Origin of the sequence: Actinokineospora globicatena, assembly GCF_024171945.1 — a bacterium.
Lineage (GTDB): Bacteria > Actinomycetota > Actinomycetes > Mycobacteriales > Pseudonocardiaceae > Actinokineospora > Actinokineospora globicatena.
Map to the genome: position 1 here is coordinate 751122 of NZ_JAMTCR010000004.1, position 25793 is coordinate 776914.

The following is a 25793-nucleotide window of genomic DNA, read 5'->3' on the forward strand; positions in this document are numbered from 1 at the left end:
CCAGCAGTCAGGGCGGTCTAGCCGAGCAGCGCTGGTCGGTGCCACTCCTCGCCGAGTACGTGTTCGGCGAGGAAGGCCAGCACGGTGGCGTACCAGATGCGCACGTTGTTGGGGGCCAGCACGAAGTGGTTCTCGTCCGGGAAGTACAGGAACCGGTGCGGGCCGGTGCCGTCCGCGCAGCGGGCCGACAGGTCCCACCACAGGCGCAGGGCCTCGCTGATCGGTACCCGGAAGTCGCGGGCGCCGTGGATGACCAGCATCGGTGTGGTGATCGCGTCGGCGTGGTGGTGCGGGGAGTTGGCCTCGGCGACCTGCGGGGTCATCTCGCGGCGGAAGTCGTAGGCGATGTCGGCGGTGTCGGTGGAGTGGTCGAGGTCCCACACCGAGGCGTGCGTGACGATGGCGGCGAAGCGGTCGGTGTGCCCGGCGATCCAGTTGGCCATGTAGCCGCCGAACGAGCCGCCCATGGCCGCGGTCCTGGTCGGGTCCAGGTCGGGGCGGCGCAGCGCGGCGTCGGTGATCTCCATCAGGTCGGTGTACGGGGTGTCGCCCCACGCGCTCCAGCCGCGCCGGATGAAGTCGATGCCGTACCCGGTGGACAGCGCCGGGTCGGGCATCAGCACCGCGTAGCCGCGCGCCGCCGCGATCCACGGGTTCCACCGCCACGACCAGTTGTTGCGCGAGAGCACCGGTCCACCGTGGATCCACAGCAGCAGCGGCGCCGGTGACTCCGGGCTCGCGGTCGCGGGCAGCGTCAGCCACGCCCGCAGCGCCGTCCCGTCCGACGCGGTCGTGGTGACCTCGGTCAGCCTGCCGCGCACCTGGGTGGCGATGCCCAGCGCGGCAGCCGGGTCGGGCAACGGGGTGACCACGCCGCCGGGCAGGGAGACCCGGACCGGGACGGGCGGGCTGTCGATCGTGGAGCGCAACGCGTAGAGCCACTGGCCGTCGGGGGAGACGCAGGTGTCGGTGTAGGCGGCGTCGTCGGTGGTGAGCTTGGTCGGTTCGCCGGTGGTCGCGTCGACCAGCCACAGCGGCGACCGGCCGTGGTCGTCGGCGGACACCACGAGCGCGGTGCCGTCCGGGGTCCACCGCGCGGTGTGCGGCCACCGGTCCCACGCCGAGGTCAGCGCCTCCACCGGCCCGCCCGCCAGCGGCACGACGCCGAGCCAGCGGTCGCCGGGGTCGTCGGGGCACTTGCGCCGCTGCACCACCAGCGCGACCCGGGTGCCGTCCGGGGAGACCCGGGGCGACTCGTACTCGTGGTCGTGGTCGTCGGCGAGCACCCGCCGGGCGCCGGTGGCCACGTCGATGGCGACCACGGTGTGCCGCTGCGACCCGCCCGGCTCGCCGACCGCCCACATCGCCACCACGGTCCGGCCGTCCGGGCTGAGGTCCCAGCCGCACTCCTCGCCCAGCGCGCGGCCGACGTGCCCGGTCAGGTCGCGCACCCCGCCCGGTCCGCGCACCAGCAACCGGGTGCGCTCCGGCCCCAGGTCGTGGTCCCAGTGCCGGATCGGGAACTCCTCGTGCAGCACCGCGGTCACGCACGCGTCGGCCCGGCCGTCGCGCAGCACCCGGTCGGACTCCAGGTCCACCGCCGAGGGCAGCAGCGCGGAACCGAACACGATGGACCCGTCCGCGCCGCTGAGCACGCCGCGCACCCCGCCGCCCGGTCGGACCAGCGGCACCGGGTCGCCCCCGGTGGCGGGCAGCGACCACAGCGCCAGTCCGTCGTCCGCGCCCGGCTCCGACCGGGTGGAGGTGAACAGCACATCACCCGACGGGGTGAAGCCCGCGCCGGTCTCGCCCTCCGCGCCCCTGGTCAGCCTGCGCGCGGCCCGCTCACCGCGCGGGTCGACCTCCCACAGGGAGCGGGTGTAGCGGGTACCCGACTCGTCGGGCAGCGAGACCCCGACGACCAGCCGGGCCCCGTCGTGGGACAGCCACAGCCCGGCCACCTGCGGCATCCGCACGAAGGCGTCAAGATCGGCCAGCGGCCCGGCGGGCAGCTGGTCCTCGGCGTCGTCGAAGATCACGTCTCCTTATACCGAACCCGGGCCGCTCGCGCGCCCGCCAGGTCCTCGGCCCACCGGCTGGGACGGTCCCGCGCGGGTGCGTAGGGGGACCCCTGAACCGCGTGGTCAGGGCACGGATCGGGCGGAAACCGTTGCGGGTTCGGGGTTGTCGGTGAATTGCCGGTAGGGTCGGCACCATGCCGCTGACTCTTGACGAACGTGAGCAGTTCCTCCTCGAGCCGCAGATCGGGTCCCTCGCCGTCGCCGCTGAGGACGGCCGCGGCCCGCTGCAGGTGCCGATCTGGTACAAGTACGAGCGCGGTGGCCAGCTCTGGATCACCACCAAGGCCACCTCCCGCAAGGCGGGGCTGATCGAGCGCGCGGGCCGGTTCTCGCTGCTCGTGGAGCGGCTGGAGCCGACCATCCGGTACGTGTCGGTGGAGGGCCCCGCGGTCGGCGAGCCCGGGTCCGACGAGCACCTGCGCGAGATGGCGTCGCGGTACGTGCGCCCCGAGCGGCTCGACGCCTACCTGGCCTACCTGAAGAAGGAGGGCCAGCAGACGGTGTTCCGGCTCAAGGTCGAGCACTGGACCTCCGCGGACCTCGGCCCGGCCTGATCGGCGCGCCTGCCACGATGTCGCCATGACCGACCCCGAGCAACCGCGATCCCCGCAGGCCCCCGAGCCGTTGTGGCTGGTCCGGCCGCCGGAACCGCTGGTGCTCGCGCTGGGCGACCCGGCGGCGGACCTGGCGGCCGTCGGCGGCAAGGGCGCGTCGCTGGCGGCGCTGGCCAGGGCCGGGTTGCCGGTGCCGCCGGGGTTCCACATCACCACCGCCGCCTACCGGGCGTTCCTGTTCCCGGACACCCGCCTGGGTGACCCGGCGGCGTTCATCCGCTCGGCCATGCCCCCGTCCGTCGCGACCGCCGTCGAGCACGCGTACACCGCGCTCGGCGGCGGTCCGGTGGCGGTGCGCTCCTCGGCCACCGCTGAAGACCTCGCGGACCTGTCCTTCGCCGGTCAGCACGACAGCTTCCTCGGCGTGGTCGGGGCGGAGGCGGTGCTGGACGCGGTCCGCCGGTGTTGGGCCTCGCTGTGGACCGACCGGGCGGTGGCCTACCGGGAGCGGCACGGGGTGTCCGAGGACGGTCTCGCGCTCGCGGTGGTCGTCCAGCGGATGGTGCGGGCGACCGCGGCCGGGGTGCTGTTCACCGCGAACCCGGTCGACCCATCGGAGACTGTCGTCAACGCCGCTTGGGGGCTGGGCGAGGCCGTCGTGGGTGGGCGGGTCACCGCGGATACCTACGTCGTGGCGGGTGGGGCCGAGGTGCGCCGGGAGATCGCGGACAAGGCGGTCATGACCGTCCAGACCGCGTCCGGCACCGAGGATGTCCCAGTCCCGCCTTCCTTACGCCGGGCCGCCGCTCTGGACACCCGGCAGGTCCTGGAGTTGGCTGCGCTGGGTGCCCGAGTGCGCGAGCTGCACGGCGGCGAGGTCGACCTCGAGTGGGCGCGCGACGCCGACGGGTTCGCCCTGCTGCAGGCCCGGCCGATCACCACCCAGGCCGCCGAGGTGTGGAACGACTCGCTGCTCGGCGACTACCTGTGGACCTCCGCCAACATCGGCGAGGCCATCCCGAGCGTAATGACCCCGGCCACGTGGTCGCTGGTGCGGTCCACGCCCGCGCCGGGCCTGGGGCCGCACCCGAGCAAGGGCAACATCGGCGGCCGCTGCTACCTGAACCTCAGCGTCCCGTTGGCCGTTGGTGGCGCACTGGGGTTGCGTAGGCCCGCCCGTCGTGTGGTCGGGCGGATGTTCGGCCGCATCCCGGGGGATGTCGAGGTGCCGCCGCTGCCGATGACTCGCGGGGCCGTGCTGCGAGCCGCCGCCGACGCGATGGTCCCGTTCGTCCGCCAGGGCCGCGAGTTCCAGCGGCGCTTGCCCGAACTGCTGGCCCGCACGCCCGGTCGGTGCGCGGTGCTGCGCGAGCGGATCGCGAAAGTGACCGGGACGGGGGAGTTGCTGGCGCTGTGGCGGTCCGATGTGGACTCACTGCTGCGGACCGACTGCGCCATCCTCGACGCCGGTGGGCGGACGGCGCGGGCGGGGGAGCGGGTCGCCGCCCAGCTGCGCAAGCTCGCCCCGGACGACGCCGCGGTGTTGGCCACCGGTCTGCACAGTGCCGACGAGGATCTCGCCAGCCTCGGTCCGCTGGTGGGGCTGGCGCGGTTGCGGGCCGGGGAGATCGACCGGGAAACCTATGCGCGGCAATGGGGTCACCGGTGCGCGGACGAGTACGAGGTGTCCGTCCCGCGCCCGTTCGAGGACCCGGAGTGGCTCGACCGGGAACTCGCTGCCCTCGGCGACCCGGTCGGCCTGCTCGACCGGCAGTCCGAGGCCCGGGCGGCGGCGTGGGAGCGGTTCACCGCCGCGCACCCGCATCGAGCCCCGGGGATTCGGCGCGCGCTGGAGAAGGCGGCCGAGGCTGGTCGGGTGCGTGAGCGGGCACGGTCAGAGATGGTGCGGACGTTCTCGGTGTTCCGCGCGTTCATCGTGCGCGCGGGCGAGCTGACCGGCCACGGCGACGACCTGTTCATGCTGCCGATCGACGACATCCTCACGGTGCTGACCGGCGACGAGACCCCGCTCGCGGCCGCCCCCGCGCGCAGGGCCGCCTACCGGCTCTACCGCTCGCTGCCGCCCTACCCGACGTTGATCAGCGGCCAGTTCGACCCGCTGTCCTGGTCAGCGACCGACCACGAACCAGTGGACGGCACGATCACCGGATTCCCCGGCGTTCCCGGCATCATCACCGGCCGCGTGCGTGTCGTGTCCACAGTGGATGAAGCGGAAGCCCTGAAGCAAAGCGAAATCCTGGTCGCACCGTCCACCAACGTCGGCTGGACCCCGGTGTTCCCCCGCGCCGCCGCGATCATCACCGACGTCGGCGCCCCGCTGTCCCACGCCGCCATCGTCGCCCGAGAACTCGGCATCCCCGCCGTCGTCGGCTGCGGCAACGCCACCACCCACCTCGCCACCGGCGACCTGATCCGCGTCAACGGAGCCAAGGGCACAGTCGAGCGCCTCCCCGAGCCCGATGGTGCCAGCGACCAGCACGACGACGCCGACTAGCCCGCTGGAGGTGTTGCGGGAAGGGCTATTCGGGGTCGCCGGGGTCGGGGGCGCCTGCTTGTTCGTCGCGTTCTGCCCATTCCAGCAGGGTGTCGAGGCGGTAGACAGAGTCGTCTATGCCCGCGTGCGGGTCGCCTAGTTCGGCGAAGCGGGCGGGCACGGTGGCGATGGTGCAGTCGCGGGGGTCGACGGTGTTGATCTCGTCCCAGTGCAGGGGAGTGGACACAGTCGCTTCCGGGACGCCGCGCACCGAGTACGCCGAGGCGATCGTGTGGTCGCGGGCGTTCTGGTTGTAGTCGACGAACAGCGCCGCCGGGTCGCGGTCCTTGCGCCACCACGCGGTGGTCACGTCGACCGGGGCGCGCCGCTCGACCTCGCGGGCGAAGGCCAGGGCCGCGCGGCGGACGTCGGTGAAGGACCACTCCGGGGCGATGCGCACGTAGACGTGCAGCCCGGTGCCGCCGGACGTCTTCGGCCAGCCCACCGCGCCCAGCTCGTCGAGCACCTCGTGGACCACCCCGGCGACCCGGCGGACCCGGTCGAAGCCGCACTCGGGCATCGGGTCGAGGTCGATGCGCCACTCGTCGGGCCGTTCGGTGTCGGCGCGGCGGGAGTTCCACGGGTGGAACTCCACAGTCGACATCTGCACGGCCCAGGCGACGTCGGCCAGCTTGGTGACGCACAGCTCGTCGGCGTGCCGGTTGTACCGGGGGAAGTGCAGCCGCACCGTCTCCAACCACGGTGGTGCGCCGTGCGGGACGCGCTTCTGGTGGACCTTGTCGCCGGTGACGCCCTTGGGGAAGCGGTGCAGCATGCACGGCCGCTCCCGCAGCGCGCGCACGATGCCCTCGCCCACCGAGAGGTAGTAGTCGACCAGGTCGAGCTTGGTCACCCCGAGCGCGGGGAAGTACACCCGGTCCGGATTGGACACCCGGACGGTGTGCTCGCCGACCTCGATCTCGACCGCCGGGGCGTCCGCCATGGGCACAACGTAACCAGCGCGGCGCCCCCCTGCCAGGCTGTGCGGGACGTGGTCCGGAACTAATTAGTTGACACTGACTAGTCGAGTCGGGATAGTTGGTTTCGGCTAGAGATGAGGACGTGGTGGCCAAGCGACGCGCGGTGGGCAACCCGCTGGCGCTCGCGGTGCTCTCCGGTCTGCTGCTGGAGCCCATGCACCCCTACGAGATGGGGCGCAGGCTCAAGGAGACCGGCAAGGACCGCAACATCAAGTACAACCGGGGCTCGCTCTACATGGTGGTGGAGCAGCTGGCCAAGGCCGGGTTCATCGCCGAGCAGGAGACGGTGCGGGACACGGCCCGGCCCGAGCGCACCGTCTACGCGCTCACCGGCACCGGCAGGGCGGAGCTCTACGACTGGATGCGCGAACTCGTCGCCGAACCCGAGCACGAGTACCCGAGGTTCGGGGTCGCGCTGTCGCTGCTCGGCGTGCTCGACCCCGCGGAGGCGGTCGAGCTGCTCGGGCGCCGGGTGGTCGCGCTCGACCGCGAGGCCGCGGAGATCACGGCCGACACCGCGCGGGCCAAGGAGCAGGGCGTGCTGTGGGTGTTCCTCGTGGAGGAGGACTACCGGCTCGCGCTGCTCGACGCCGAACGCCGCTTCGTCACCGCCCTCATCGACGGCCTCACGGCGCCGGAGTACGTCCGCGCCTGGCAGGACGCGTTCGGAGAGGGGAAACCATGGAGCGGGGAGCAGTAGCCACGGCGTTGGTCGTCGGGGGCGGTATCGCGGGAGCGGTCACCGCCGCCGCGCTGAGGCAGGCCGGGGTGGCGGTGAGGGTGTTCGAGGCGCACGCCGGGGCGGCCGACGGGGTCGGCGGGATGCTGATGGTCGCGCCCAACGGGCTCGACGCGTTCGCCGCCGTCGGGGTGGGGGAGCGGGTCGGCGCGCTCGGGCAGCCGACCAGCACCATGGTCATGGAGGACTTCCGCGGCCGGAAGGTGTTCGCCTTCGACGGGCTGCCCGGCCTCCCCGCCAGCCGCACGCTGTGGCGGTCCGACCTCTACCGCGTGCTGCACGACCGCGCCGTGGAGTTGGGCGCGACCGTCGAGCACGGCAAGCGGCTGGTCGGCGTCGAGGAGGACGAGGACTCGATCACCGCCGTGTTCGCCGACGGCACCACCGCCACCGCCGACGTGCTGATCGGCGCCGACGGCATCCGCTCGACCGTCCGCGCGCTGATCGCCCCCGACGCCCCCGGCCCCGAGCCCGTCGGCCTGCTCGGCCTCGGCGGCTGGGGACCGCCGGTCCCGGGCATCGGCGACCCCGGCGTCATGCACTTCGCCCAGGGCAAGCGCGCCTTCTTCGGCTACTGGGCCACGGCCGAGGGCGACACGGCCTGGTTCAGCAACCTGCCGCACCCCGGCGCGATGTCGAGCGCGCAGGCCCGCGAGGTGCCCGCCGAGGACTGGCTGCGCCGACTCCGCGCCGCCCACGAGGGCGACCACCCGGCCGAGCAGGTGCTGGCGGGCGCGCGGGACCTGCAGATCACCGGCGCGCTGGAGATCCTGCCCGCGGTGCGGCACTGGTACCGCGGCCGGATGGTGCTGGTCGGCGACTCCGCGCACGCCCCGTCGCCCAGTTCCGGCCAGGGCGCGTCGATCACCGCGGAGAGCGCCGTCCAGCTGGCCAGGTGCCTGCGCGACCTGCCGGACCTGCCACGTGCGTTCGCCGCCTACGAGGGACTGCGCCGGGCCCGCACCGACAAGATCATCGCGGGCGCGCGCCGGACCAACAACACCAAGGCCGCCGGGCCGGTCGCCAGGGCCGTCAGCCGCGCGCTGACCCCGGTGCTGACCCGCACCCTGTTCACCCCCAAGCGGATCTTCGGCGACATCCACGCGCACACCATCGACTGGGACGAGCGGGTCGGCGCCTAGGCGCTGTCCTGTAAGTCCGGTGGGTGGGATTCGTGATCCGCGTGGTTCCTGGGTGCGCGGACGGGAAGCCACTCGTACCGGGTTGTACTGGGGTTTTCCGGCCGTGCGGCCAGGGGCCGCGCGGGCGCGGATAGCGCGTGCCGGACTTGCGGGACAGCGCCTAGGCTCGGCGGGGTGCGGTGGGCGGCGGTGGTCCTGGCCGGGGGCAAGGCGGCCCGGATGGGCGGGGTGGACAAGCCCGCGCTCGTCGTCGGCGGCCGCACCCTGCTCGACCGGGTGATCTCCGCCGTCGCGCACGCCGACGAGATCATCGTCGTCGGCCCACCGCGCCCGACCGTCCACCCTGTCCGGTGGACCCGCGAGCCCGAACCCGGCTCCGGTCCGGTGGCGGGCATGGCAGCCGGGCTCGACCTCGTCACCGCCGAGGTCGTCGTGCTGCTCGCGGCCGATCTCCCCGCGCTCACCCGCGCCACCGTCGACCGCTTGCGCGCGGCACCACCAGCCGTCCTGGTGGACGCCGACGGGCGCGACCAGTGGCTGCTCGGCGCCTGGCCGACCGCCGCTCTCCGGGCGGCGACGCCCGCCGAGCCCGCCAACGCCGCACTGCGTAGGGTCCTCACAGGACTCGCGCCGGTCCGCCTCGGTGACGTCGACGGCAGCGCGCGCGACGTCGACCAGCCGTCGGACCTGGCCGACCCCGTTCCCAGAACCGGCACCCCGTTCCCAGAGTGAGTTCACAGGGCTCACACCGGCGGTCCGGTTGGCTGTACGCGGTAGACCGCGAGGTCTGTCGCGAGATCCACGAGGAGGATTGCCGGTGACCGACCCCGGGCAGGCCGAGGCGCCCACGACCCCCGCGCGCGACGCGCAGCTGCTCGAACGCACCGTGTTCGAGGTCAAGCGGGTGATCGTCGGGCAGGACCGCCTGGTCGAGCGGATGCTGGTCGGCCTGCTGGCCAAGGGGCACCTGCTGCTCGAGGGCGTGCCCGGCGTGGCCAAGACCCTCGCGGTGGAGACCTTCGCCAGGGTCGTCGGCGGGTCCTTCTCCCGCGTCCAGTTCACCCCGGACCTGGTACCCGCCGACATCCTCGGCACCCGCATCTACCGCCAGGGCAGCGAGCGCTTCGACGTCGAGCTCGGCCCGGTGGTGGCCAACTTCGTGCTCGCCGACGAGATCAACCGCGCGCCAGCCAAGGTGCAGTCGGCGATGCTCGAGGTGATGGCCGAGCGGCACGTGTCCATCGGCGGCAAGACCTTCCCGATGCCCACCCCGTTCCTGGTGCTGGCCACCCAGAACCCGATCGAGAACGAGGGCGTCTACCCGCTGCCCGAGGCCCAGCGCGACCGCTTCCTCTTCAAGATCATCGTCGAGTACCCGACGGTGGAGGAGGAGCGCGAGATCGTCTACCGGATGGGTGTGACCCCGCCGGAGCCGAGCCAGGTGCTCACCCCCGAGGAGCTCAGCCGCCTGCAGTCGGTGGCCGCCAACGTCTTCGTGCACCACGCGCTGGTCGACTACACCGTCCGGCTGGTGCTCGCGACCCGCACCCCGGCCGAGCACGGCCTCACCGACGTCGCGGGCTGGATCGCCTACGGCGCCTCGCCGCGCGCCAGCCTCGGCATCGTCGCCGCCTCCCGCGCGCTCGCCCTGGTCCGCGGCCGCGACTACGTGCTGCCCCAGGACGTCGTCGACGTGGTGCCCGACGTGCTGCGCCACCGGCTCGTGCTGTCCTACGACGCGCTCGCCGACGGGGTGCCGATCGACCACATGATCTCCCGGGTGCTGCAGACGGTGCCGCTGCCGCAGGTCTCGGCCCGCCCGCAGCAGCCGACCGCAGGCCACCCGACCCCGGCCGGGGTGAACGGCAGGCCGTGAGCAAGCAGAGGTCCACCGACGGCGACCGGCCCAGCTGGGTCCCCCCGGTGCTGCGCGGCGACCGGATGGAGGCCGGGCTGCGGCTGCTGGAGATCGACGTCCGGCGCAGGCTCGACGGCCTGCTGCAGGGCAACCACCTCGGCCTGGTCCCCGGGCCCGGCTCCGAACCCGGCGAGGCGCGCCCCTACCAGCCCGGCGACGACGTGCGCCGGATGGACTGGGCGGTCACCGCGCGCACCACGGTCCCGCACATCCGGGAGACCGTCGCCGACCGCGAACTGGAGACCTGGCTGGTGGTCGACCTCTCGGCCAGCCTCGACTTCGGCACCGCGGGCTGCGAGAAGCGCGACCTCGCCGTCGCCGCCGTCGCCGCCATCACGCACCTGACCAGGGGCGGCGGCAACCGCGTCGGCGCGCTGATCTCCACCGGCGAGCGGATGATCCGGGTGCCCGCCCGCGGCGGTCTCGCGCACGCCAGGGGACTGGTGCGCAAGGTCGCCGAGACCCCGCGCGCCACCGAGGGGGTGCGCGGTGACCTCGCGGAGGCCATCGAGCAGCTGCGCAGGCCGCCGCGTCGCCGGGGCCTGGCCGTGGTGATCTCCGACTTCCTCGGCGCCACCGAGTGGCAGCGCCCGATGCGCGCGCTGTCGCTGCGCCACGAACTCGTCGCGGTCGAGGTCGTCGACCCGCGCGACGTCGACCTGCCCGACGTCGGGACCGTCGTGCTGGCCGACCCGGAGACCGGGCGCCAGCGCGAGGTGACCGCGTCCCCGTTGCTGCGCAAGGAGTTCGCCGCGGCCGCCGCCGAGCACCGGGCCGCCGTGGCCGCCGGGATCCGGCGCGCGGGCAGCGGGCACCTGGTGCTGCGCACCGACTCCGATTGGATCGCCGACACCGTGCGCTTCGTCGTCGCCCGCAAACGCCGGTGGTCCGGGGGTGCGGCGTGACCCTGAGCCTGCGCAACTTCTCCGCGCCGCTGTGGTTCCTGCTGCTGATCGCCGTCGCCGCGCTCGTCGTGGGCTACGTGCTCGTGCAGCGCTCCCGGCGCAGGCGGACCCTGCGGTTCACCAACCTCGAACTGCTCGAGCGGGTCGCCTCCAGCGGGCCGAGCCGGTGGCGGCACGTGCCCGCGGTGGTGCTGGTCGCGGCGCTGCTGCTGCTGACCACCGCGATGGCCGGGCCGACCGCCGAGCAGCGGGTCCCGCGCAACCGGGCCACCGTGATGCTGGTGATCGACGTCTCGCTGTCGATGGAGGCCACCGACGTCGCGCCGACCCGGCTCAAGGCGGCCCAGGTCGCGGCCAAGTCGTTCGCCCAGGGGCTGACCCCGGGGGTCAACCTCGGGCTGATCACCTTCGCGGGCACCGCCACCGTGCTGGTCGCCCCGACCACCGACCGCGGCGGGGTGGCCAAGGCGATCGACAACCTCAAGCTCGCCCAGTCGACCGCCACCGGCGAGGCCATCTTCGCGGCGCTGCAGTCGATCGAGGGCTTCTCCCAGGTCGTCGGCGGCCCGGAGGGACCACCGCCCGCGCGCATCGTGCTGATGTCGGACGGCAAGCAGACCATCCCGACCGAGAACGAGGAAGACCCGCGCGGCTCGTTCACCGCCGCCAAGGCCGCCGCCGACCGCAAGATCCCGATCACCACCATCTCCTTCGGCACCGCCGACGGCACCGTGGAGATCGAGGGCCGGGTGCAGTCGGTGGCCGTCGACGACGGCGCCATGGAGGAGATAGCCACGCTCTCGGGCGGCGACTTCTACAAGGCCGCCACCGCCGACCAGCTCCGCAAGGTCTACGACACCCTCGGCGAGCAGATCGGCTACGAGATCAAGGAAGCCGACGCCAGCAGACCGTGGCTGATCCTGGGCACCCTGGCCGCGCTCATCTCCGCCGCGCTGTCGCTGCTGTTCGGCCAACGCCTGCCCTAGCGCGCGTCGGTCAGGTCGAGGACCGTCGCGGGGCGGGGACTTGGACGTGGCGGGCGAGCCAGGACAGCAGGTCATCGAGTTCGTGTGCCACGGTGAGGACTTGGTCGACGGCGTCCGCGGTGTGCACCGCGTCTTCTGGCCACACTGGACGGGTCGCGACCAACGACCGGTAGCGCAAGAGTTCGGCGCGCGGGTGGTCCGGCGGGTATTCGCGCGGGCCGCGTTTCATGACGTCCCCGGTCACCTCGAATTGCTCCGGCAGCGCCGCCAGGATCTCCACGAGCCGCGCGCCACTGGTGTCCTCGGCGACCGCGCTGCGGAACTGGCGCACCTGACCGGGGTCCGGGTAGTGCCAGGCGCCCTTGACGTGTAAACCGTCGAGGTCGAACCGCAGGCCGATCTCCACGTTGCGGGCCAGCCGCACCACCGCGCCCTGGTGCTGCCACCAGAACGGGTCCTTCGCGAAGTGCCACACCGAGAAATCGGCGTAGCGCGGGTCCGCGTCGGCCAGGTCCGAGAGCAGGGCCACCATCGGCGCCCGCACCAACCGCTCCCGGTCCGCGCGGTGCCGCTCGCGCACCTGGGTCGTGGGGACGCCCTCCAGCTTGAGCAACACGTCGAGCGCCTGCACCGGCCACCCGGTGAACCGTCGGGGCATGGTTCGATTCTAGGCGCGCGGCGCGCCCACGAAAGTGTGGCCAATCGAATACTGACAGTGCCGAATAGCGGATTCGCCTCGGCTGACCGGGTAATGGCGCACTCGTCTCTCGGTGAGCGACCTATCCGGACACCGGAAATACCGCGCTGCCGTTGCGCCAATCGAGTCAGGACAACGGAACCGGCCGTTGTTGTGTCGTGGCTCACCCCTGCCCGGGGCCGCCGGTCCGCCCCGGGCCACCCCCGTGTCAGCGCCGCCCGATAGCCTCCGTGCGGACGTGGTCACCGGGTGGATGGGATGGCAATGGGACGGTCGGTACTGGTCACGGGCGGCAACCGGGGCATCGGGTTGGCCATCGCGCGCGCCTACCAGGAGCAGGGCCACAAGGTCGCGGTCACCCACCGGGGCTCCGGCGCGCCGGAGGGCCTGCTCGGCGTCCACTGCGACGTGACCGACGCCGCCGCCGTCGACGCCGCGTTCACCGAGGTGGAGAACGCGCACGGGCCGGTCGAGGTGCTCATCGCCAACGCGGGCATCACCGACGACACGCTGCTGATGCGCATGTCCGAGGACCAGTTCACCCGGGTCATCGACGCCAACCTCACCGGCGCGTGGCGGGTCACCAAGCGCGCCACCCGCGGCATGCTCAAGGCCCGCTTCGGCCGCATCGTCTACATCTCCTCGGTGGTGGGCCTGATGGGCTCCCCGGGGCAGGTCAACTACGCCGCCAGCAAGGCCGCCCTGGTCGGCATGGCGCGCTCGATCGCCCGCGAACTGGGCTCGCGCGACATCACCGCCAACGTCGTCGCGCCCGGCTTCGTCGCCACCGACATGACCGACGCGCTCACCGAGGAGCGCAAGCAGCAGATCCTCGCGACCATCCCCTCGGGCCGCTACGCCTCGCCCGAGGAGGTCGCCGCCGCGGTCACCTTCCTCACCTCCGACGCCGCCGGGTACATCACCGGTGCCGTGCTGCCGGTCGACGGCGGCCTCGGCATGGGCCACTGACCGAAGTCTCTCCCCAGGAAGGAAGCCATGACCGGACTGCTCGAGGGCAAGCGGCTGCTGATCACCGGTGTGATCACCGACGCCTCCATCGCCTTCCACGTCGCCAAGGCAGCCCAGGAGCAGGGCGCCCAGGTCGTGCTGACCGGGTTCGGCAGGCTCAGCCTGGTCGAGCGGATCGCCAAGCGGCTGCCCCAGCCCGCGCCGGTGGTCGAGCTCGACGTGCAGAACCAGGAGCACCTCGACACCCTCGCCGACCGGGTCCGCGAGCACGTCGACGGCCTGGACGGCCTCGTGCACGCCATCGGGTTCGCGCCCAAGAGCTGCCTCGGTGAGCCCTTCCTGGACGCGCCGTGGTCGGACGTGTCGGTGGCGCTGGAGGTCTCGGCGTACTCGCTCAAGTCGCTCTCGGTCGCCGCGCTGCCGCTGCTGGGCGAGGGCTCGTCGATCGTCGGGCTCGACTTCGACGCCCGGGTCGCCTGGCCCGCCTACAACTGGATGGGCGTGGCGAAGGCCGCGTTCGAGTCCACCAACCGCTACCTGGCGCGCGAGCTGGGCCCCAAGGGCGTGCGGGTCAACCTGGTCGCCGCCGGTCCGGTGCGCACCATGGCCGCCAAGTCCATCCCCGGCTTCGCCGAGCTGGAGGCGGGCTGGGCCGACCGCGCCCCGCTGGGCTGGGACGTCAACGACGCCACCCCGGTCGCCAAGTCGGTCTGCGCGCTGCTCTCGGACTGGTTGCCCGCCACCACCGGCTCGATGGTGTGGGTCGACGGGGGCGTGCACGCCCTGGGGTTGTGATGGTCGACGCGCTGCTGTGGCTGTCCTTCGGCGGGCCTGAGGGGCCCGCCGAGGTCCGGCCGTTCCTGGAGAACGTCACCAGGGGCCGCGGTGTCCCGCCGGAGCGGCTGGACGAGGTCGAGGCCCACTACCAGCACTTCGGCGGGGTGTCGCCGATCAACCGGCTCAACCACGAGGCCATCACCGCCGTCCGCGCCGAACTGGCCCGGCGCGGCCTGGACCTGCCGGTGTACTTCGGCAACCGCAACTGGCACCCCATGGTCGAGGACACCGTCGCCCAGATGAAGGCCGACGGTGTCCGGCACGCGCTCGTGTTCCCCACCAGCGCGTATGGCGGGTACTCGGCGTGCAGGCAGTACCACGAGGACATCGCCCGCGCGCGTGCGTCGGTCGGCGAGGACGCGCCGGACCTGGTGAAGCTGCGCCAGTTCTTCGACCACCCGCTGTTCATCGCCGCCGTATCCGACGCCGTCCGCGCCGCCCAGGCCCAGGTTCCCCCTGACAGCCGCCTGATCTTCACCGCCCACTCGGTCCCAGACTCCGCCGACCGCGCCGCCGGTCCCCCGGAGGAGGGCGGCCGCCGCTACTCCCGCCAGGTCGCCGAAGCCGCCCGCCTGGTCGCCGAATCCGTTGGCGCGTCGTCGTATGACGTGGTGTGGCAGTCTCGGTCTGGCCCACCTCAGGTTCCGTGGCTTGACCCTGACATCGTCGACCACATCGATACGCTTGTTGGCGTGCCGGGCATCGTCGTCTGCCCGATCGGGTTCGTGAGCGACCATCTGGAAGTCGTGTGGGACTTGGACACGGAGGCTGCGGAGAGGGCTGCGGCCCTTGGTATTCCGTTCGCTCGGGCTGCTACGCCTAACGGTGATCCGCGGTTCGCTGAGCTGGTGGTGTCGCTTGTGGAGGAATACCTGGACGGTGTCGCACCGGCCAAGCTCTCGGCATTCCCTGGCGCTGGCTGCACCCGCAACGGAACCCTCTGCGCGCCGCTGTGTTGTGAACCGGCAAAGCGGCCGGCCCGGCCATAGCTAGTGGCGGGTGGTTGTCCACATGGGGCTGGGTCGTCCACAGGGTCGACTTTCAGCCTCCCCGCTCGGTGTGGCCCATCGGTACGCGGTGAAGGTGTGGGAGAACTGGGGCTGGGCTGGGAACGCCGAAACGCGGCGTCGGGGGTGCAGGGGGACCTCCGACGCCGCGTTTCGGGTTTTACTCAGGCGCGCAGCCGGACCTCGTGCCGGAGGTCTGGCGCTGTCACCTCGGTGGGGAAGACGGCGGCCACGTAGGAGATGGCGCAGTCCGGGCAGACCGGGCGGGCCGTGGGGCGGTCCTGGTAGCGGGTGTCGACGGGTTGGCCGCAGAGGCCGGTGGCGGTGCCGTGCAGGACCACGTGGGCGCGGCCGCCGTGGGTGGTGTTGGTGCCCCAGCAGACCTGGGCGTTCGGAGTCGTCATCATGGGCCTCACCCGTGGTTGCTCTGGGAGAGGTCGAGGCGCGAGTGCAGTGCCCGACCGGTGTCGCTGAGGGTGATCATGCGGCAGTCGCGCAAGCGGGCGGCGCCGATGACCAGGTGGCCCGCGCTCACCAGCTCGCGCATCCTGGCGGCTAGCCTGCTCTCCACCGGGGTGCCGCGGTCGACCACCTGGTTGGCCTCGGTCATGCCCAGGTCGCCGCGCTGGGCGCAGCGGAGCAGGACGAACCAGTCGCGGGTGCGGGCGGCCTCGTCTGGGGAGCGGCGGCCGCGGCGCAGCCAGATGTCGAGCAGCCGTTCGCCCGCGGAGGTGAGACCGGCCTGCAGCCAGCCGTCGCGCGGGTCGGGGACCGCGTCGCCGAAGCCGACGAAGCCGTCGCGGCGCAGGGTGAACAGGGCGCTCACCATCAGCACGCCGAGGTCGTCGGTGCGGTGGCGCAACGCCGCCGCAGCACCGTAGGCGCCGACCTCGCCGCGCGCGACCATCTGCAGGGCACCCAGGTGGTTGGTGTCCAGCGCCAGCGGCCGGGCGGCCTGCTTGGGGTCGAGTAGTTGTGCGGTCATGGTGTGACTCCGGTGACAGCGGTTGGTCCAGTGCGATCACTATCGGCGACGCGGAGCGGCAGCGCTCATCCCAAAGACCCATAGCACCGGGTTATGTCGCGCGTGATGACCGCGTTGACGCAGCTGGGAGCCGCAAAGCCGATCGTTAGCGACGGCAATCGTCGTGAAGACAAGGGTTTCCCCGGAGCTCGACCGGGAAGATCTACGGGGGCGGCGGTTCCCGGCCGCGCCCGGGGGTATCACCTTGGCGGACGGGGGAATTCGCCGACCGGCGGGTCGCACGCGCGGTGATCGGGTGGTTCTTCCCCGGCGCCGCACCGGTGAACGCTCACCCGACGGGCCGCAGCGGACGTTCGTCTCCGTGCAAGATGCGGTTCGCAAACCCGTGTAGTGCCCCGTGGGCCACCGGCTCCGCGGTGCACCGCTCAGATCGGGATTGGTCTAGAGACCACCGGCCCTACCGGGCACGCCGAGGCACGTGTGGTCACGCAGGGTGCCCAGAGCCCCTGATGGGGCGACGACCATCAGTGAAACCGCAGGTCAACGCCCCTGGGAACGCGGTAACCGGCAATCCACCGGAAATCAAGCCCCGGCGACCCGCCCCGGTGTGCACCCAGCCCGGGCGAGCCGCCGGTCAGATCGGGAATGGTCCCGGCTCAGTGCTTGTCGGCGTGGTCGGAGAAGACCCGCACGGCCTCGTCGACCGCGGCCAGGCGCGCGACCCGGACCGCGTCGAACAGCGGGCGCAGCGCGTCGGCGCGCCTACGGGCCGAGGACGACGACAGCGCGCCGCCCGGCGCGTCCTCCGCCGCCAGGTCCAGGATCGCCGACACCTCGTTGGCCCGCTGCAGCACGCGCAGCGCCCGCGGCGGGGTGCCCTCGGGCCACGGCGCCGCCGAGCGGTGCGCGACGCGGGCGGTGATCTCCTCGCGGACCCCGGAGCGGTGCTTGGCCACGCCCATCTCGGTCAGCACGCCCGCGGCGACCCGCATGGCGCCGGTCAGCTCGTGCTCGGCCTCGCCGAGGGGCATGTGCTCGGCGGCGGGGGCGTCGCCGATGTCGAAGGCGGTCCAGCGCAGCACGCCGTCCGCGATGGGCTCGGGGACCAGGCCGATGGGGGCGCCGAGCAGCACCACGGCCTCACCGGCGTGCAGGGCGGTACCGGCGAACTCGCTGCGGCCGCCGAGGCCGCGAACGTCACCGGGGACCGGCAGCACGAGCCGCCCGCCGGTGCACTCGGCCCGGCGGACCGCGGCGAGCAGACCGGCCACCTGGCCACCTGCCTGACCGCGCAGAGGGACGTCGAGGGAGTCCGCGGTGGACTGGCCGACCGCGACCACGTCATGCAGGGGCGCCCAGTGGGTGAGCGCGTCGAGGACGTCGTCCGAGGCGGCCGAGCCGTTCAGCCACGCCGAAACCCACACCGAGAAGGTGGCACTGGGAGTTGACACGGGGACCGAGGGTACGCGACCCGGTCCCGGCGGGGCGGATCAGCTCCCTAAGCTGCCCCCCATGCGACTGCGCTGGACCCCGGTGCCCGCCGACTGGGCCGACGGAGTGCGGGCCGTGGTGCCGTTCACCCGATGGGTACCGTGGTTCGCCGCGGCCCTCGGGGCGTTCTCCGTCGTGCTGCTCGTGCTGGGCCTGACCCCGCCCGGGGTGTTCGGGGTGATCAGCGCGGCGGTCATCGCTGTCATCCCGTTCGCCGCGATCAGGCACGCGTTCCGCGGTAACCCCGTCGCTGGTCGGACCGTGACCGCTGACGTAGACGAGCACTCCGTGCGGATGATGACCGCCGACGGTAGCGCTTACAGCGACGTCGTCCTCACCGACCTCACTGGCTGGGTTGAGACAGAGCGCAGCTTCTTACTGCGCACCGGCCCCTCTGGCTTCCACCCGGTGCCGGGGCGCGCTTTCGACACCACCGAGGACATCGACGCCTTCCGCGACCTGCTCACCCGCACCCTCGGTCCGGCGGGCGTGCCACCATCTGCGCCATGAGCAAGCCGTACCGGTCCAGGTTGGAGCGGGTGGGCGAGTCGGCGACGGCCACCACCCTGGAGCTGTTCTTCGACCTGGTGTTCGTCTTCGCGCTGACCCAGGTGACCGCGCTGATGGCCGAGGACCCCACCTGGCTCGGCCTGCTGCGCGGCACGCTCGTGCTCGCCGTCGTGTGGTGGTGCTGGGTCGGCTACTCGTGGCTGTCGAACCTGGTGAAGGCCGACGAGGGGACCGCGCGCACGGCGATGCTGGGCGCCATGGCCGCCATGTTCCTCATCGCGCTGGCCATCCCCGAGGCGTTCGACGACCTGCCGGGCGGGCTGTCCGGGCCGGTCGTGTTCGCCTTCTGCTACCTGCTGGTCCGCGCCGTGCACCTGGTGCTGTTCTGGATCAGCGCCGCGGACGACCCCGGCCTGCGCAAGCAGTTGCTGCGGTTCGCCCCGACCATGCTCGGCGGCACCTTGCTGCTCCTGCTCGCCGCCCAGACCAGCGGCGCGGCGCAGATCGGCCTGTGGGTGGCCGCGGTCGCCGCCGACTACGGCGGCACGTTCGCCATCGGCGCGTCGGGGTGGCGGCTCAACTCCGCCAAGCACTTCGCGGAGCGGCACGGCCTGATCGTCATCATCGCGCTCGGCGAGTCGATCGTGGCCATCGGCGTAGGGGTCACCGCGCTGCCCATCTCCTGGCCGGTCATCGCCGCGGCCACGCTCGGGCTGACCGTCGCCGCCTGCCTGTGGTGGGCCTACTTCGACACGCACGTGCTCATCGCCGAACGCGCGCTGGCGCGGGCGACGGGGGTGGAGCGGGCGAGCATGGCGCGGTCGGCGTTCAGCTTCCTGCACCTGCCGCTCGTCGTGGGCATCGTGATGTCGGCCCTCGGCCTCAAGAAGGTGCTCAACTACGTGGCCGGGGCCAACGGCCACACCGTCGCCGACCACCTCTACGGGCCGCCGCTGTGGGCGTTGTTCGGCGGCTCGGCGCTCTACCTGTTCGCCCAGGCCGGGGTTTCCTGGCGCTGCGGCCGCAACCTCAAGCCCCAGCGGCTCGCGGTCGGCGCCCTCCTCATCGCGGTCACGCCGCTGGCCGCGTTCCTGCCCGCGTTGGTCGCGCTCGCCGTGCTGGCCGCAGTGCTCATCGCTCTTATCGCCTACGAGTGGGTGCACTACCGGGCTGACCGCGACGAGATCCGGCACGCCGAACACGAGTCCGCCCACGCCGAGGCCTGAGCAGGCGGCCTTCGCGGCTGAGTCATCCACGCTGAGTTATCCACAATGCCCGAGTTGTCCACAGCTGGAGCCACTCCACGTCGACCCCGTGCTCGAACCTGCGTAGCGTCAAGGTGTGACAGTCGTGAACACGCCGGTACCCACACCCCCAGCGCACCTGCCCCGGACCGCGGGCGCCGTGCGGGCGGCAGGCCACCTCCCCAAGGGAGTGAAGGACGAGATCCGCGCCAACCTGCTCGACGCGTTGCGCGCCGGGCGGGATCCGTGGCCGGGGATCGTCGGGTTCGGCCAGACCGTGGTGCCGCAGTTGGAACGCGCGCTGCTGGCCGGGCACGACGTGGTGCTGCTCGGCGAACGCGGGCAGGGCAAGACCCGGCTCGCCCGCACCATCGCGGGTCTGCTCGACGAGTGGACCCCGGTGATCGCGGGCTCCGAGCTCGGCGAGCACCCGCTGGCGCCGATCACCCCGCGTTCGCTGCGGCTCGCCGCCGAGCTCGGCGACGACCTGCCGGTCGACTGGCGGCACCGAAGCGAGCGCTACACCGAGAAGCTGGCCACCCCCGACACCGCCGTCGGCGACCTCATCGGTGACGTCGACCCGGTCAAGGTCGCGGAGGGCCGCGCGCTCGGCGACCCGGAGACCATCCACTTCGGACTCGTGCCGCGCGCCCACCGCGGTGTCGTCACCATCAACGAGCTGCCCGACCTCGCCGAGCGGATCCAGGTGGCGCTGCTCAACGTGATGGAGGAGCGCGACATCCAGGTCCGCGGCTACACGCTGCGGCTGCCGCTGGACGTGCTGCTGGTGGCCACCGCGAACCCGGAGGACTACACGAACCGGGGCCGCATCATCACCCCGCTCAAGGACCGCTTCGGCGCCGAGGTCCGCACCCACTACCCGCGCGGTGTCCAGGCCGAGGTCGACGTGGTGCGCCAGGAGGCCGAGCTGGTGGCCGAGGTCGGCGACTCGCTGCTGGAGGTGCTGGCCCGGTTCGTCCGCAACCTGCGCGAGTCCAGCGCCATCGACCAGCGCTCCGGGGTGTCTGCCCGGTTCGCCGTGGCCGCCGCCGAGACGGTCGCCGCCGCCGCGCTGCGCCGCTCCGCGCTGATCGGCGAGGAGCCCGCCGTGGCCCGCCCGATCGACCTGGACGCGGTGCCCGCCGTGCTGCGCGGCAAGCTGGAGTTCGAGTCCGGCGAGGAGGGCCGCGAGGTCGAGCACCTCGAGCACCTGCTGCGCCGGGCCGTCGCCGAGACCGCCCGCGACCGCTTCGCTGGCATCGACCTCGGTCCGCTGGTGGACGCCGTCGTCGACGGGCACCTGGTGGCCACCGGGGAGCGGGTGCCCGGCTCGGAGGTGCTGGCCGCGCTGCCGGAGCTGCCGCTGCTGCACGAGGTCGCCGCCCGGCTCGACGTGCGCGCCGGTGACCCGCCGGGGCGCATCGCCGCCGCGGTGGAGCTGGCGCTGGAGTACCTGTACCTGACCAGGAAGCTGGCCAAGGACTCGGCCGACGGGGAGGCGGTGTACGGACCGTGAGCTACCGCTACGGGCCGTGGCACGACGGCCCGGACCCGCTCGCACCCCCGGTCGACCTGCGGGCCGCCCTGGAGGCGCTCGGCCGCGACGTGATGGAGGGCGCGTCCCCGCGCGCCGCGCTGCAGGAGCTGCTGCGCCGCGGCGCAGGCGACCAGGCCGGGCTCGACGACCTGACCCGCAGGCTGTGGGAGCGGCGCTCGCGCATCCAGCGCCGCCACCGGCTCGACGGCACGCTCACCGAGGTCAAGCGGCTGCTGGAGCAGGCGCTGGCGGCGGAGCGGACCGAGCTGTTCCCCGACCCGGCCGACGACGCCCGCTTCCGGGAGGCGCAGCTCGACGCGCTCCCGTCCGGCACCGCGGCCGCCGTGCGCGAACTCGCCAACTACGACTGGCGCTCACCGGCGGCGCGCGAGGCCTACGAGCAGATCCGGGAGAAGCTCGGCAAGGACCTGGTGGAGTCCCGGTTCCAGGGCATGAAGCAGGCCCTGCGGGAGATGCAGCCCCAGGACACCGAGCGCATCCGCGAGATGATGGCGGACCTGAACGCGCTGCTGCTGGCCCACCTGCGCGGCGAGGACACCGACGAGCGGTTCGACCAGTTCATGCGCGACCACGGCGAGTTCTTCCCCGAGAACCCGCGCACCGTGCAGGAGTTGGTCGACGCGCTGGCCGCCCGGGCCGCCGCGGCGCAGCGGATGATGAACTCGATGAGCGCCCAGCAACGCCAGGAACTCGGCGAGCTGATGGCGGGCGCGTTCGGCGACCCGCGCTTCGCCGACCAGGTCGCCACCCTGGACGCGAACCTGCGCGCGCTGCGCCCCGACGAGGACTGGACGTCCTCGGCGCGGTTCCGCGGCCAGGACCCGCTCGGTCTCGGTGAGGGCGCGCAGGCCATGGCCGACCTCGCCGAGCTGGACGCGCTCGCCGAGCAGCTCGGCCAGTCGTACCCGGGTGCCCGGCTGGAGGACATCGACCTGGAGGCGCTGAACCGCCAGCTCGGCGACGAGGCCGGTGTGGACGCCCGCCGTCTGTCCGAACTGGAGCGTGAGCTGCGGCGGCAGGGCCTGCTCGACCGCGCGCCGGACGGCTCGCTCACGTTGTCCCCCAAGGCCATGCGGCGGTTGGGTGAGGCCGCTCTCGCCGAGGTCGTCGGTTCCGCTCGGGCCAACCGGGGGGAGCGCGACACGGCGAACGCGGGTGCGTCGGGTGAGCTGACCGGCTCGACCCGCGCGTGGACCTTCGGCGCGACCGAGCCGTGGGACGTCGCCCGCACGGTCCGCAACGCCGTGCTGCGCACCCTGTCCGTCGGCGAAGGCAGCGTGCGGCTCGACGTCACGGACGTGGAGGTCTCCGAGACCGAGCAGCGGGCCCGTGCCGCCGTCGCGCTGTGCGTCGACACGTCCTGGTCGATGGTCCAGGACGGCCGGTGGGTGCCGATGAAGCGCACCGCTCTGGCCCTGCACCACCTGGTCAGCACCCGGTTCCGCGCCGACGAGCTCCAGCTGATCACCTTCGGCCGGCACGCCGCCACCGTGGACATCGCCGAGCTGACGGCCCTGGAGGGCACCTGGGAGCAGGGCACCAACCTGCACCACGCCCTGCTGCTCGCGGGCAGGCACCTGCGCCGCAACCCCGACGCCCACCCCGTCGTCCTCGTCGTCACCGACGGCGAACCCACCGCCCACCTCGACCCCGACGGCGAGGCCGTCTTCCACTACCCCACCACAGAGGACACCCTCCGCCGAACCCTCGCCGAAGTCGACTCCCTCGCCCGCCTAGGCGCCTCCGTCACCGTCTTCATGCTCGGCGAAGACCCCAAACTAGCCGCCTTCGTAGACCTAGTCGCCAAACGCGGCGGCGGCCGCGTAGTAGCCCCCGACCTGGACGGCCTGGGCAGCGCCGTGGTGAGCGACTACTTACGCACCCGCCGGAGGTAGGCGAGCGTTCCTGCCCTCGCGGTTGATCCTGGTGATCACCGCTGGCGTCGGGGTGGATGGCGGCGTCCGCGACCGAATCCAGCTTGCCCTGCGCCGGGGTGGCGACCGAGTTGTAGGTGGCGAACACACCGGGACCCGGCAGCGGGGACAGGTGTGGTCGCGTTCGTGTCAGGTGGAAGTGACTAGGTGAGGGCGTCTGCGATTGGGCCCAGGGCGTCCAGCACGCCCAGGGCGCGGGCCGTGGTGGCTAGTTGGTCGCGTTCGGACTCTGGGAGGGTGCGGATGGCCGTGGCCAGGCGGGTGAGGCTGGGGGTGTCCAGGTGGAGGAGCAGGGGGAGGACGTCCTCGGCGAACTCGCCTGTCGCGGTGGCGATGGTGGTGGCTATGGCGGGCAGGCGGTCGTCGGGGATCAGGGCGAACAGGGCTGGGAGGCGGGCGGTGCTGTCGGTGTAGATGGCGGTGCGGAGGAGGGACTCCTCGTCCAGGGCGGTGACCATGGCGCGCAGGGTGGGCGCTGGGAGGTCGCCGACGAAGCGGCCGGTGGTGATGTGGTCGCCGCGGCGGATGAGTTCGCGGCCGACCTCGATGACCTTGGCGATGGGCAGCACGCCCAGCACCGGGGCGATGCGGCGCGGGTCCAGTTCGGCCGCCACGTCGGCCAGGAACGACACCGGTAGCCGCCCGGCCAGGTCCACCGCCCGGTCGGGGTCCAGGGCACCGGCCACCCGGGCGCTGAGCAGGGGGCCGAACGAGCGCTGGGCGATGCTCGCGGTCAGCGCGGCGGGCACCAGCCTGCTCGCCTGGCCGATCCGCTCGAACAGCGCGCGGTTCGCTCCGAAGAGGACTTCCGCCGCCTGGTCGCGGACCGCGCGAACGTCCTCAGGCGACAGCGCCGACAGGTAGCCGAACCGCGTGGCGGGCTCGCCGAGCAGCCGGGCCAGTTTGGCGATCTCGGCGCGGGTGCCGCTCACAGGCCGATCGCCCGGCGGACGAGGGGGCGCAGCAGCCGGGGGAGTTGGCCGAGGGACTCCTCGGTCGCCTCGCCCAGGTGCCGGGCCTGGCGTCTGCGGGCCGTGCGCAGGGCGTCGGCGAGGTCGAGCGCGTCCGCGGGCGGCAGCGCCATCACCGCGGGCGGCAGCGGGCCGCGGAACTGGGCGCGCAGTGCCGCGCCGGGGTCTGTCGCCGAGTGCTCGTCCGCCACCGGACAAGCCTGCCCGGACCGCGGCCGCCAGCCAACTCGACCACGCACAGTCACCGGTGGCCATCACATCGGAGTGTGCTCCCCGGTCATTCCCGGACCGTCTGCAAGATCATCGGGTGACTCCCCGACGAAACGCCCGCAACGCCTCCGGCCTGCGACGTTGCGGCCACGCTTGGCGACCGGCGCGGGCCCACCAGGGCCATTGGTCCCTGTCATTCCCTCGAACTCCCACATAACGTGCGTGCACCCCTGAACTACTGCCTGTGAACGTGAGAAGTGAGGATGCACGTATTCATCAGCTATGCCCGCCGGGACCAGGCGTCGATCACCACGCTGCGCGCCGACTTCGAGCGGTTCGGCAACCGAGTGTGGTACGACCGCGAGAGCCACGGCGGTCCGGACTGGTGGGACGACGTGCTCGGCCACGTGCGCGGGTGCGTGGTCTTCGCCTTCGCGCTCTCACCCGACTCGCTGCGCTCCAAGGCGTGCCTCGCCGAGCTGCGCTACGCCAAGGAGCTGCGCAGGCCGATCCTGCCCGTCCTGGTGCGCCCGGTCGACCGGGGCGACATCCCCGACGGCCTCCAGTTGCCCGTTGACTACGTCAACCGGACCGAGGAGAGCGTGATCCGGCTGCGCAAGGCGCTCAGCGCCCTGCCCGCCGCCCGCGCCCTGCCCGCCCGACTGCCCCAGGAGCCCGAGATCCCCACCTCCTACCTCAACGCCTACCTCGCGCGCATCGACGCGCCGCAGCTCGACGAGCGCGACCAGGCCGAGCTGCTCGGCCAGTTGCGCGAGCGGATGGTGCTCGCCGACGAGCGCGCCGACGTCTGGGACCTGCTGGTGCGGCTGCGCGACCGCCCCGAGCTCAACCGCTCCATCGCCAACGCCATCGAGGAGATCCTGGCCCCGGGCTGGCAACCGGACCCCAGGGAGAACTTCGAGGCGCGGTACTGGGACGGGCAGAGCTGGACGACGCTGGTCTGGCAGAACGGCAAGGAGTTCAACGACCGCAACACCCCGCCCCGGCTGCACCAGCACCTGCCCTCGAGCACCGGACCGGTGCCGGTCGTCGAGCCGGAACCCGAGCCGACGCGGCGCAGGCCCGACCGGATCAAGCACAAGCTGCGCCGCCCGCGCGCCACCCGCAAGAAGCTGATCGCCCTGGGCGCGGGCGCCGCCGTGCTGGTCGCCGGGGGCGTCACCGCGGGGGTCGTGCTGCTCGGCGGGGGGCCGGACGAGGTGTCCGCGACCCGCATGGCGCGCAACTTCGTCGACGCCGTCAACACCCGCGACGAGAACGCCATGCAGCAGTACGTCTGCGGCTCGGATCGCGAGAAGAACGCCCATCTCTACACGGCGTTCCTTGACGCGGCTAACGTTACCCTTGAGAGTGTCGACATCAGCGGGTCCGACCCCCGTTTCACCGTCCTCGCGACACGCACCGTAGGCGCAACCTCGGTGCGGTTGCGGATTCCCCTCGTCGACGAGAACGGCGCGTGGAAGGTGTGCGACATCAGCCGGGCGCTGTCGGGTCGCTGAC

Annotated in this window: 24 protein-coding genes; 16 read left to right on the plus strand and 8 right to left on the minus strand. The window is 72.7% G+C overall.

Annotated elements, in window-relative coordinates; genetic code table 11:
• Nucleotides 1–17: 17 nt before the first annotated feature.
• Entirely contained in the window at nucleotides 18–2039 is a 2022-nt protein-coding gene (locus LV79_RS22300) for a S9 family peptidase (protein WP_253840124.1), read from the minus strand.
• Nucleotides 2040–2215: 176 nt separating this feature from the next.
• Here LV79_RS22300 and LV79_RS22305 point away from each other — a divergent pair, with 176 nt between their 5' ends.
• Complete coding sequence (locus LV79_RS22305; protein ID WP_253840125.1) at nucleotides 2216–2635, plus strand: pyridoxamine 5'-phosphate oxidase family protein; 420 nt, start codon at nucleotides 2216–2218, stop codon at nucleotides 2633–2635.
• A gap of 25 nt (nucleotides 2636–2660) precedes the next feature.
• A complete protein-coding gene (locus tag LV79_RS22310; protein WP_285469914.1) occupies nucleotides 2661–5150 on the plus strand; it encodes a PEP/pyruvate-binding domain-containing protein in 2490 nt (829 codons plus the stop codon).
• 25 nt (nucleotides 5151–5175) lie between these two features.
• Here LV79_RS22310 and ligD read toward each other — a convergent pair whose 3' ends face one another.
• Nucleotides 5176–6132, minus strand: a complete 957-nt coding sequence (ligD, locus tag LV79_RS22315) for a non-homologous end-joining DNA ligase (protein WP_253840126.1) — start codon at nucleotides 6130–6132, stop codon at nucleotides 5176–5178.
• Nucleotides 6133–6254: 122 nt separating this feature from the next.
• On the opposite strand from ligD, the gene LV79_RS22320 reads away from it, so the two are divergent.
• The 6 genes from LV79_RS22320 to LV79_RS22345 all read left to right on the plus strand — a co-directional run bounded on the left by LV79_RS22320 (nucleotide 6255) and on the right by LV79_RS22345 (nucleotide 11859).
• The gene (locus tag LV79_RS22320) at nucleotides 6255–6869 is read left to right on the plus strand and encodes a PadR family transcriptional regulator (RefSeq protein ID WP_253840127.1); all 615 of its coding nucleotides are present in this window, start codon (nucleotides 6255–6257) and stop codon (nucleotides 6867–6869) included.
• Nucleotides 6851–8050 carry an FAD-dependent monooxygenase gene (locus LV79_RS22325; protein WP_253840128.1) on the plus strand — a complete coding sequence of 400 codons (1200 nt, stop codon included), beginning with the start codon at nucleotides 6851–6853 and terminating at the stop codon, nucleotides 8048–8050. Before LV79_RS22320 ends, LV79_RS22325 begins: the two co-directional genes overlap by 19 nt.
• 174 nt (nucleotides 8051–8224) lie before the next feature.
• Nucleotides 8225–8782 carry a molybdenum cofactor guanylyltransferase gene (gene mobA / locus LV79_RS22330; RefSeq protein WP_253840129.1) on the plus strand — a complete coding sequence of 186 codons (558 nt, stop codon included), beginning with the start codon at nucleotides 8225–8227 and terminating at the stop codon, nucleotides 8780–8782.
• Between the two features lie 85 nt (nucleotides 8783–8867).
• Nucleotides 8868–9926, plus strand: coding sequence for an AAA family ATPase (locus tag LV79_RS22335; RefSeq protein WP_253840130.1), 1059 nt, complete (start codon nucleotides 8868–8870; stop codon nucleotides 9924–9926).
• 65 nt (nucleotides 9927–9991) lie between these two features.
• Entirely contained in the window at nucleotides 9992–10873 is an 882-nt protein-coding gene (locus LV79_RS22340) for a DUF58 domain-containing protein (RefSeq protein WP_253840391.1), read from the plus strand.
• Nucleotides 10874–10875: 2 nt separating this feature from the next.
• Nucleotides 10876–11859, plus strand: a complete 984-nt coding sequence (locus LV79_RS22345) for a VWA domain-containing protein (protein WP_253840393.1) — start codon at nucleotides 10876–10878, stop codon at nucleotides 11857–11859.
• A 10-nt stretch (nucleotides 11860–11869) separates the two neighbouring features.
• On the opposite strand, the gene LV79_RS22350 is transcribed toward LV79_RS22345, so the two are convergent.
• The gene (locus LV79_RS22350; RefSeq protein ID WP_253840131.1) at nucleotides 11870–12517 is read right to left on the minus strand and encodes a DUF2461 family protein; all 648 of its coding nucleotides are present in this window, start codon (nucleotides 12515–12517) and stop codon (nucleotides 11870–11872) included.
• A gap of 303 nt (nucleotides 12518–12820) precedes the next feature.
• Between LV79_RS22350 and fabG the strand changes: the two genes are divergently transcribed.
• Genes fabG through LV79_RS22365 form a run of 3 tightly spaced genes read left to right on the plus strand, consistent with a single transcriptional unit; the run spans nucleotide 12821 to nucleotide 15351 of the window.
• Complete coding sequence (gene fabG, locus LV79_RS22355) at nucleotides 12821–13525, plus strand: 3-oxoacyl-ACP reductase FabG (protein ID WP_253840394.1); 705 nt, start codon at nucleotides 12821–12823, stop codon at nucleotides 13523–13525.
• Nucleotides 13526–13552: 27 nt separating this feature from the next.
• A complete protein-coding gene (gene fabI / locus LV79_RS22360) occupies nucleotides 13553–14320 on the plus strand; it encodes an enoyl-ACP reductase FabI (protein ID WP_253840132.1) in 768 nt (255 codons plus the stop codon).
• Nucleotides 14317–15351, plus strand: coding sequence for a ferrochelatase (locus LV79_RS22365; RefSeq protein WP_253840133.1), 1035 nt, complete (start codon nucleotides 14317–14319; stop codon nucleotides 15349–15351). The genes fabI and LV79_RS22365 overlap by 4 nt, the downstream gene beginning before the upstream one ends.
• Before the next feature lie 182 nt (nucleotides 15352–15533).
• Here the strand turns inward: LV79_RS22365 and LV79_RS22370 are convergent, their stop codons facing one another.
• The 3 genes from LV79_RS22370 to LV79_RS22380 form a co-directional block, all read right to left on the minus strand.
• Nucleotides 15534–15776 (minus strand): hypothetical protein, encoded by a 243-nt coding sequence (locus LV79_RS22370; RefSeq protein ID WP_253840134.1) that lies wholly within the window; start codon nucleotides 15774–15776, stop codon nucleotides 15534–15536.
• 5 nt (nucleotides 15777–15781) lie between these two features.
• Nucleotides 15782–16354, minus strand: coding sequence for a hypothetical protein (locus LV79_RS22375; RefSeq protein WP_253840135.1), 573 nt, complete (start codon nucleotides 16352–16354; stop codon nucleotides 15782–15784).
• A gap of 656 nt (nucleotides 16355–17010) precedes the next feature.
• Nucleotides 17011–17805 carry an Rv1486c family protein gene (locus LV79_RS22380; RefSeq protein WP_253840136.1) on the minus strand — a complete coding sequence of 265 codons (795 nt, stop codon included), beginning with the start codon at nucleotides 17803–17805 and terminating at the stop codon, nucleotides 17011–17013.
• Between the two features lie 61 nt (nucleotides 17806–17866).
• Here LV79_RS22380 and LV79_RS22385 point away from each other — a divergent pair, with 61 nt between their 5' ends.
• The 4 genes from LV79_RS22385 (at nucleotide 17867) to LV79_RS22400 (ending at nucleotide 23052) form a co-directional block, all read left to right on the plus strand.
• Nucleotides 17867–18355: a YcxB family protein gene (locus LV79_RS22385; RefSeq protein WP_253840137.1), complete on the plus strand. Its 489-nt coding sequence runs from the start codon at nucleotides 17867–17869 to the stop codon at nucleotides 18353–18355.
• A complete protein-coding gene (locus LV79_RS22390) occupies nucleotides 18352–19581 on the plus strand; it encodes a low temperature requirement protein A (RefSeq protein ID WP_253840138.1) in 1230 nt (409 codons plus the stop codon). Before LV79_RS22385 ends, LV79_RS22390 begins: the two co-directional genes overlap by 4 nt.
• Nucleotides 19582–19696: 115 nt before the next feature.
• A complete protein-coding gene (locus tag LV79_RS22395; protein WP_253840139.1) occupies nucleotides 19697–21115 on the plus strand; it encodes an ATP-binding protein in 1419 nt (472 codons plus the stop codon).
• Nucleotides 21112–23052 (plus strand): vWA domain-containing protein, encoded by a 1941-nt coding sequence (locus LV79_RS22400; protein ID WP_253840140.1) that lies wholly within the window; start codon nucleotides 21112–21114, stop codon nucleotides 23050–23052. Before LV79_RS22395 ends, LV79_RS22400 begins: the two co-directional genes overlap by 4 nt.
• A gap of 182 nt (nucleotides 23053–23234) precedes the next feature.
• Here LV79_RS22400 and LV79_RS22405 read toward each other — a convergent pair whose 3' ends face one another.
• Both LV79_RS22405 and LV79_RS22410 read right to left on the minus strand, forming a co-directional pair.
• Nucleotides 23235–24023 (minus strand): hypothetical protein, encoded by a 789-nt coding sequence (locus tag LV79_RS22405; RefSeq protein ID WP_253840141.1) that lies wholly within the window; start codon nucleotides 24021–24023, stop codon nucleotides 23235–23237.
• On the minus strand, nucleotides 24020–24253 hold the full coding sequence (locus tag LV79_RS22410) for a hypothetical protein (protein ID WP_253840142.1): 234 nt from the start codon (nucleotides 24251–24253) through the stop codon (nucleotides 24020–24022). The genes LV79_RS22405 and LV79_RS22410 overlap by 4 nt, the downstream gene beginning before the upstream one ends.
• A 282-nt stretch (nucleotides 24254–24535) precedes the next feature.
• Between LV79_RS22410 and LV79_RS22415 the strand changes: the two genes are divergently transcribed.
• Nucleotides 24536–25792, plus strand: a complete 1257-nt coding sequence (locus tag LV79_RS22415; RefSeq protein WP_253840143.1) for an Rv0361 family membrane protein — start codon at nucleotides 24536–24538, stop codon at nucleotides 25790–25792.
• The last annotated feature ends 1 nt before the right edge of the window (nucleotide 25793 follow it).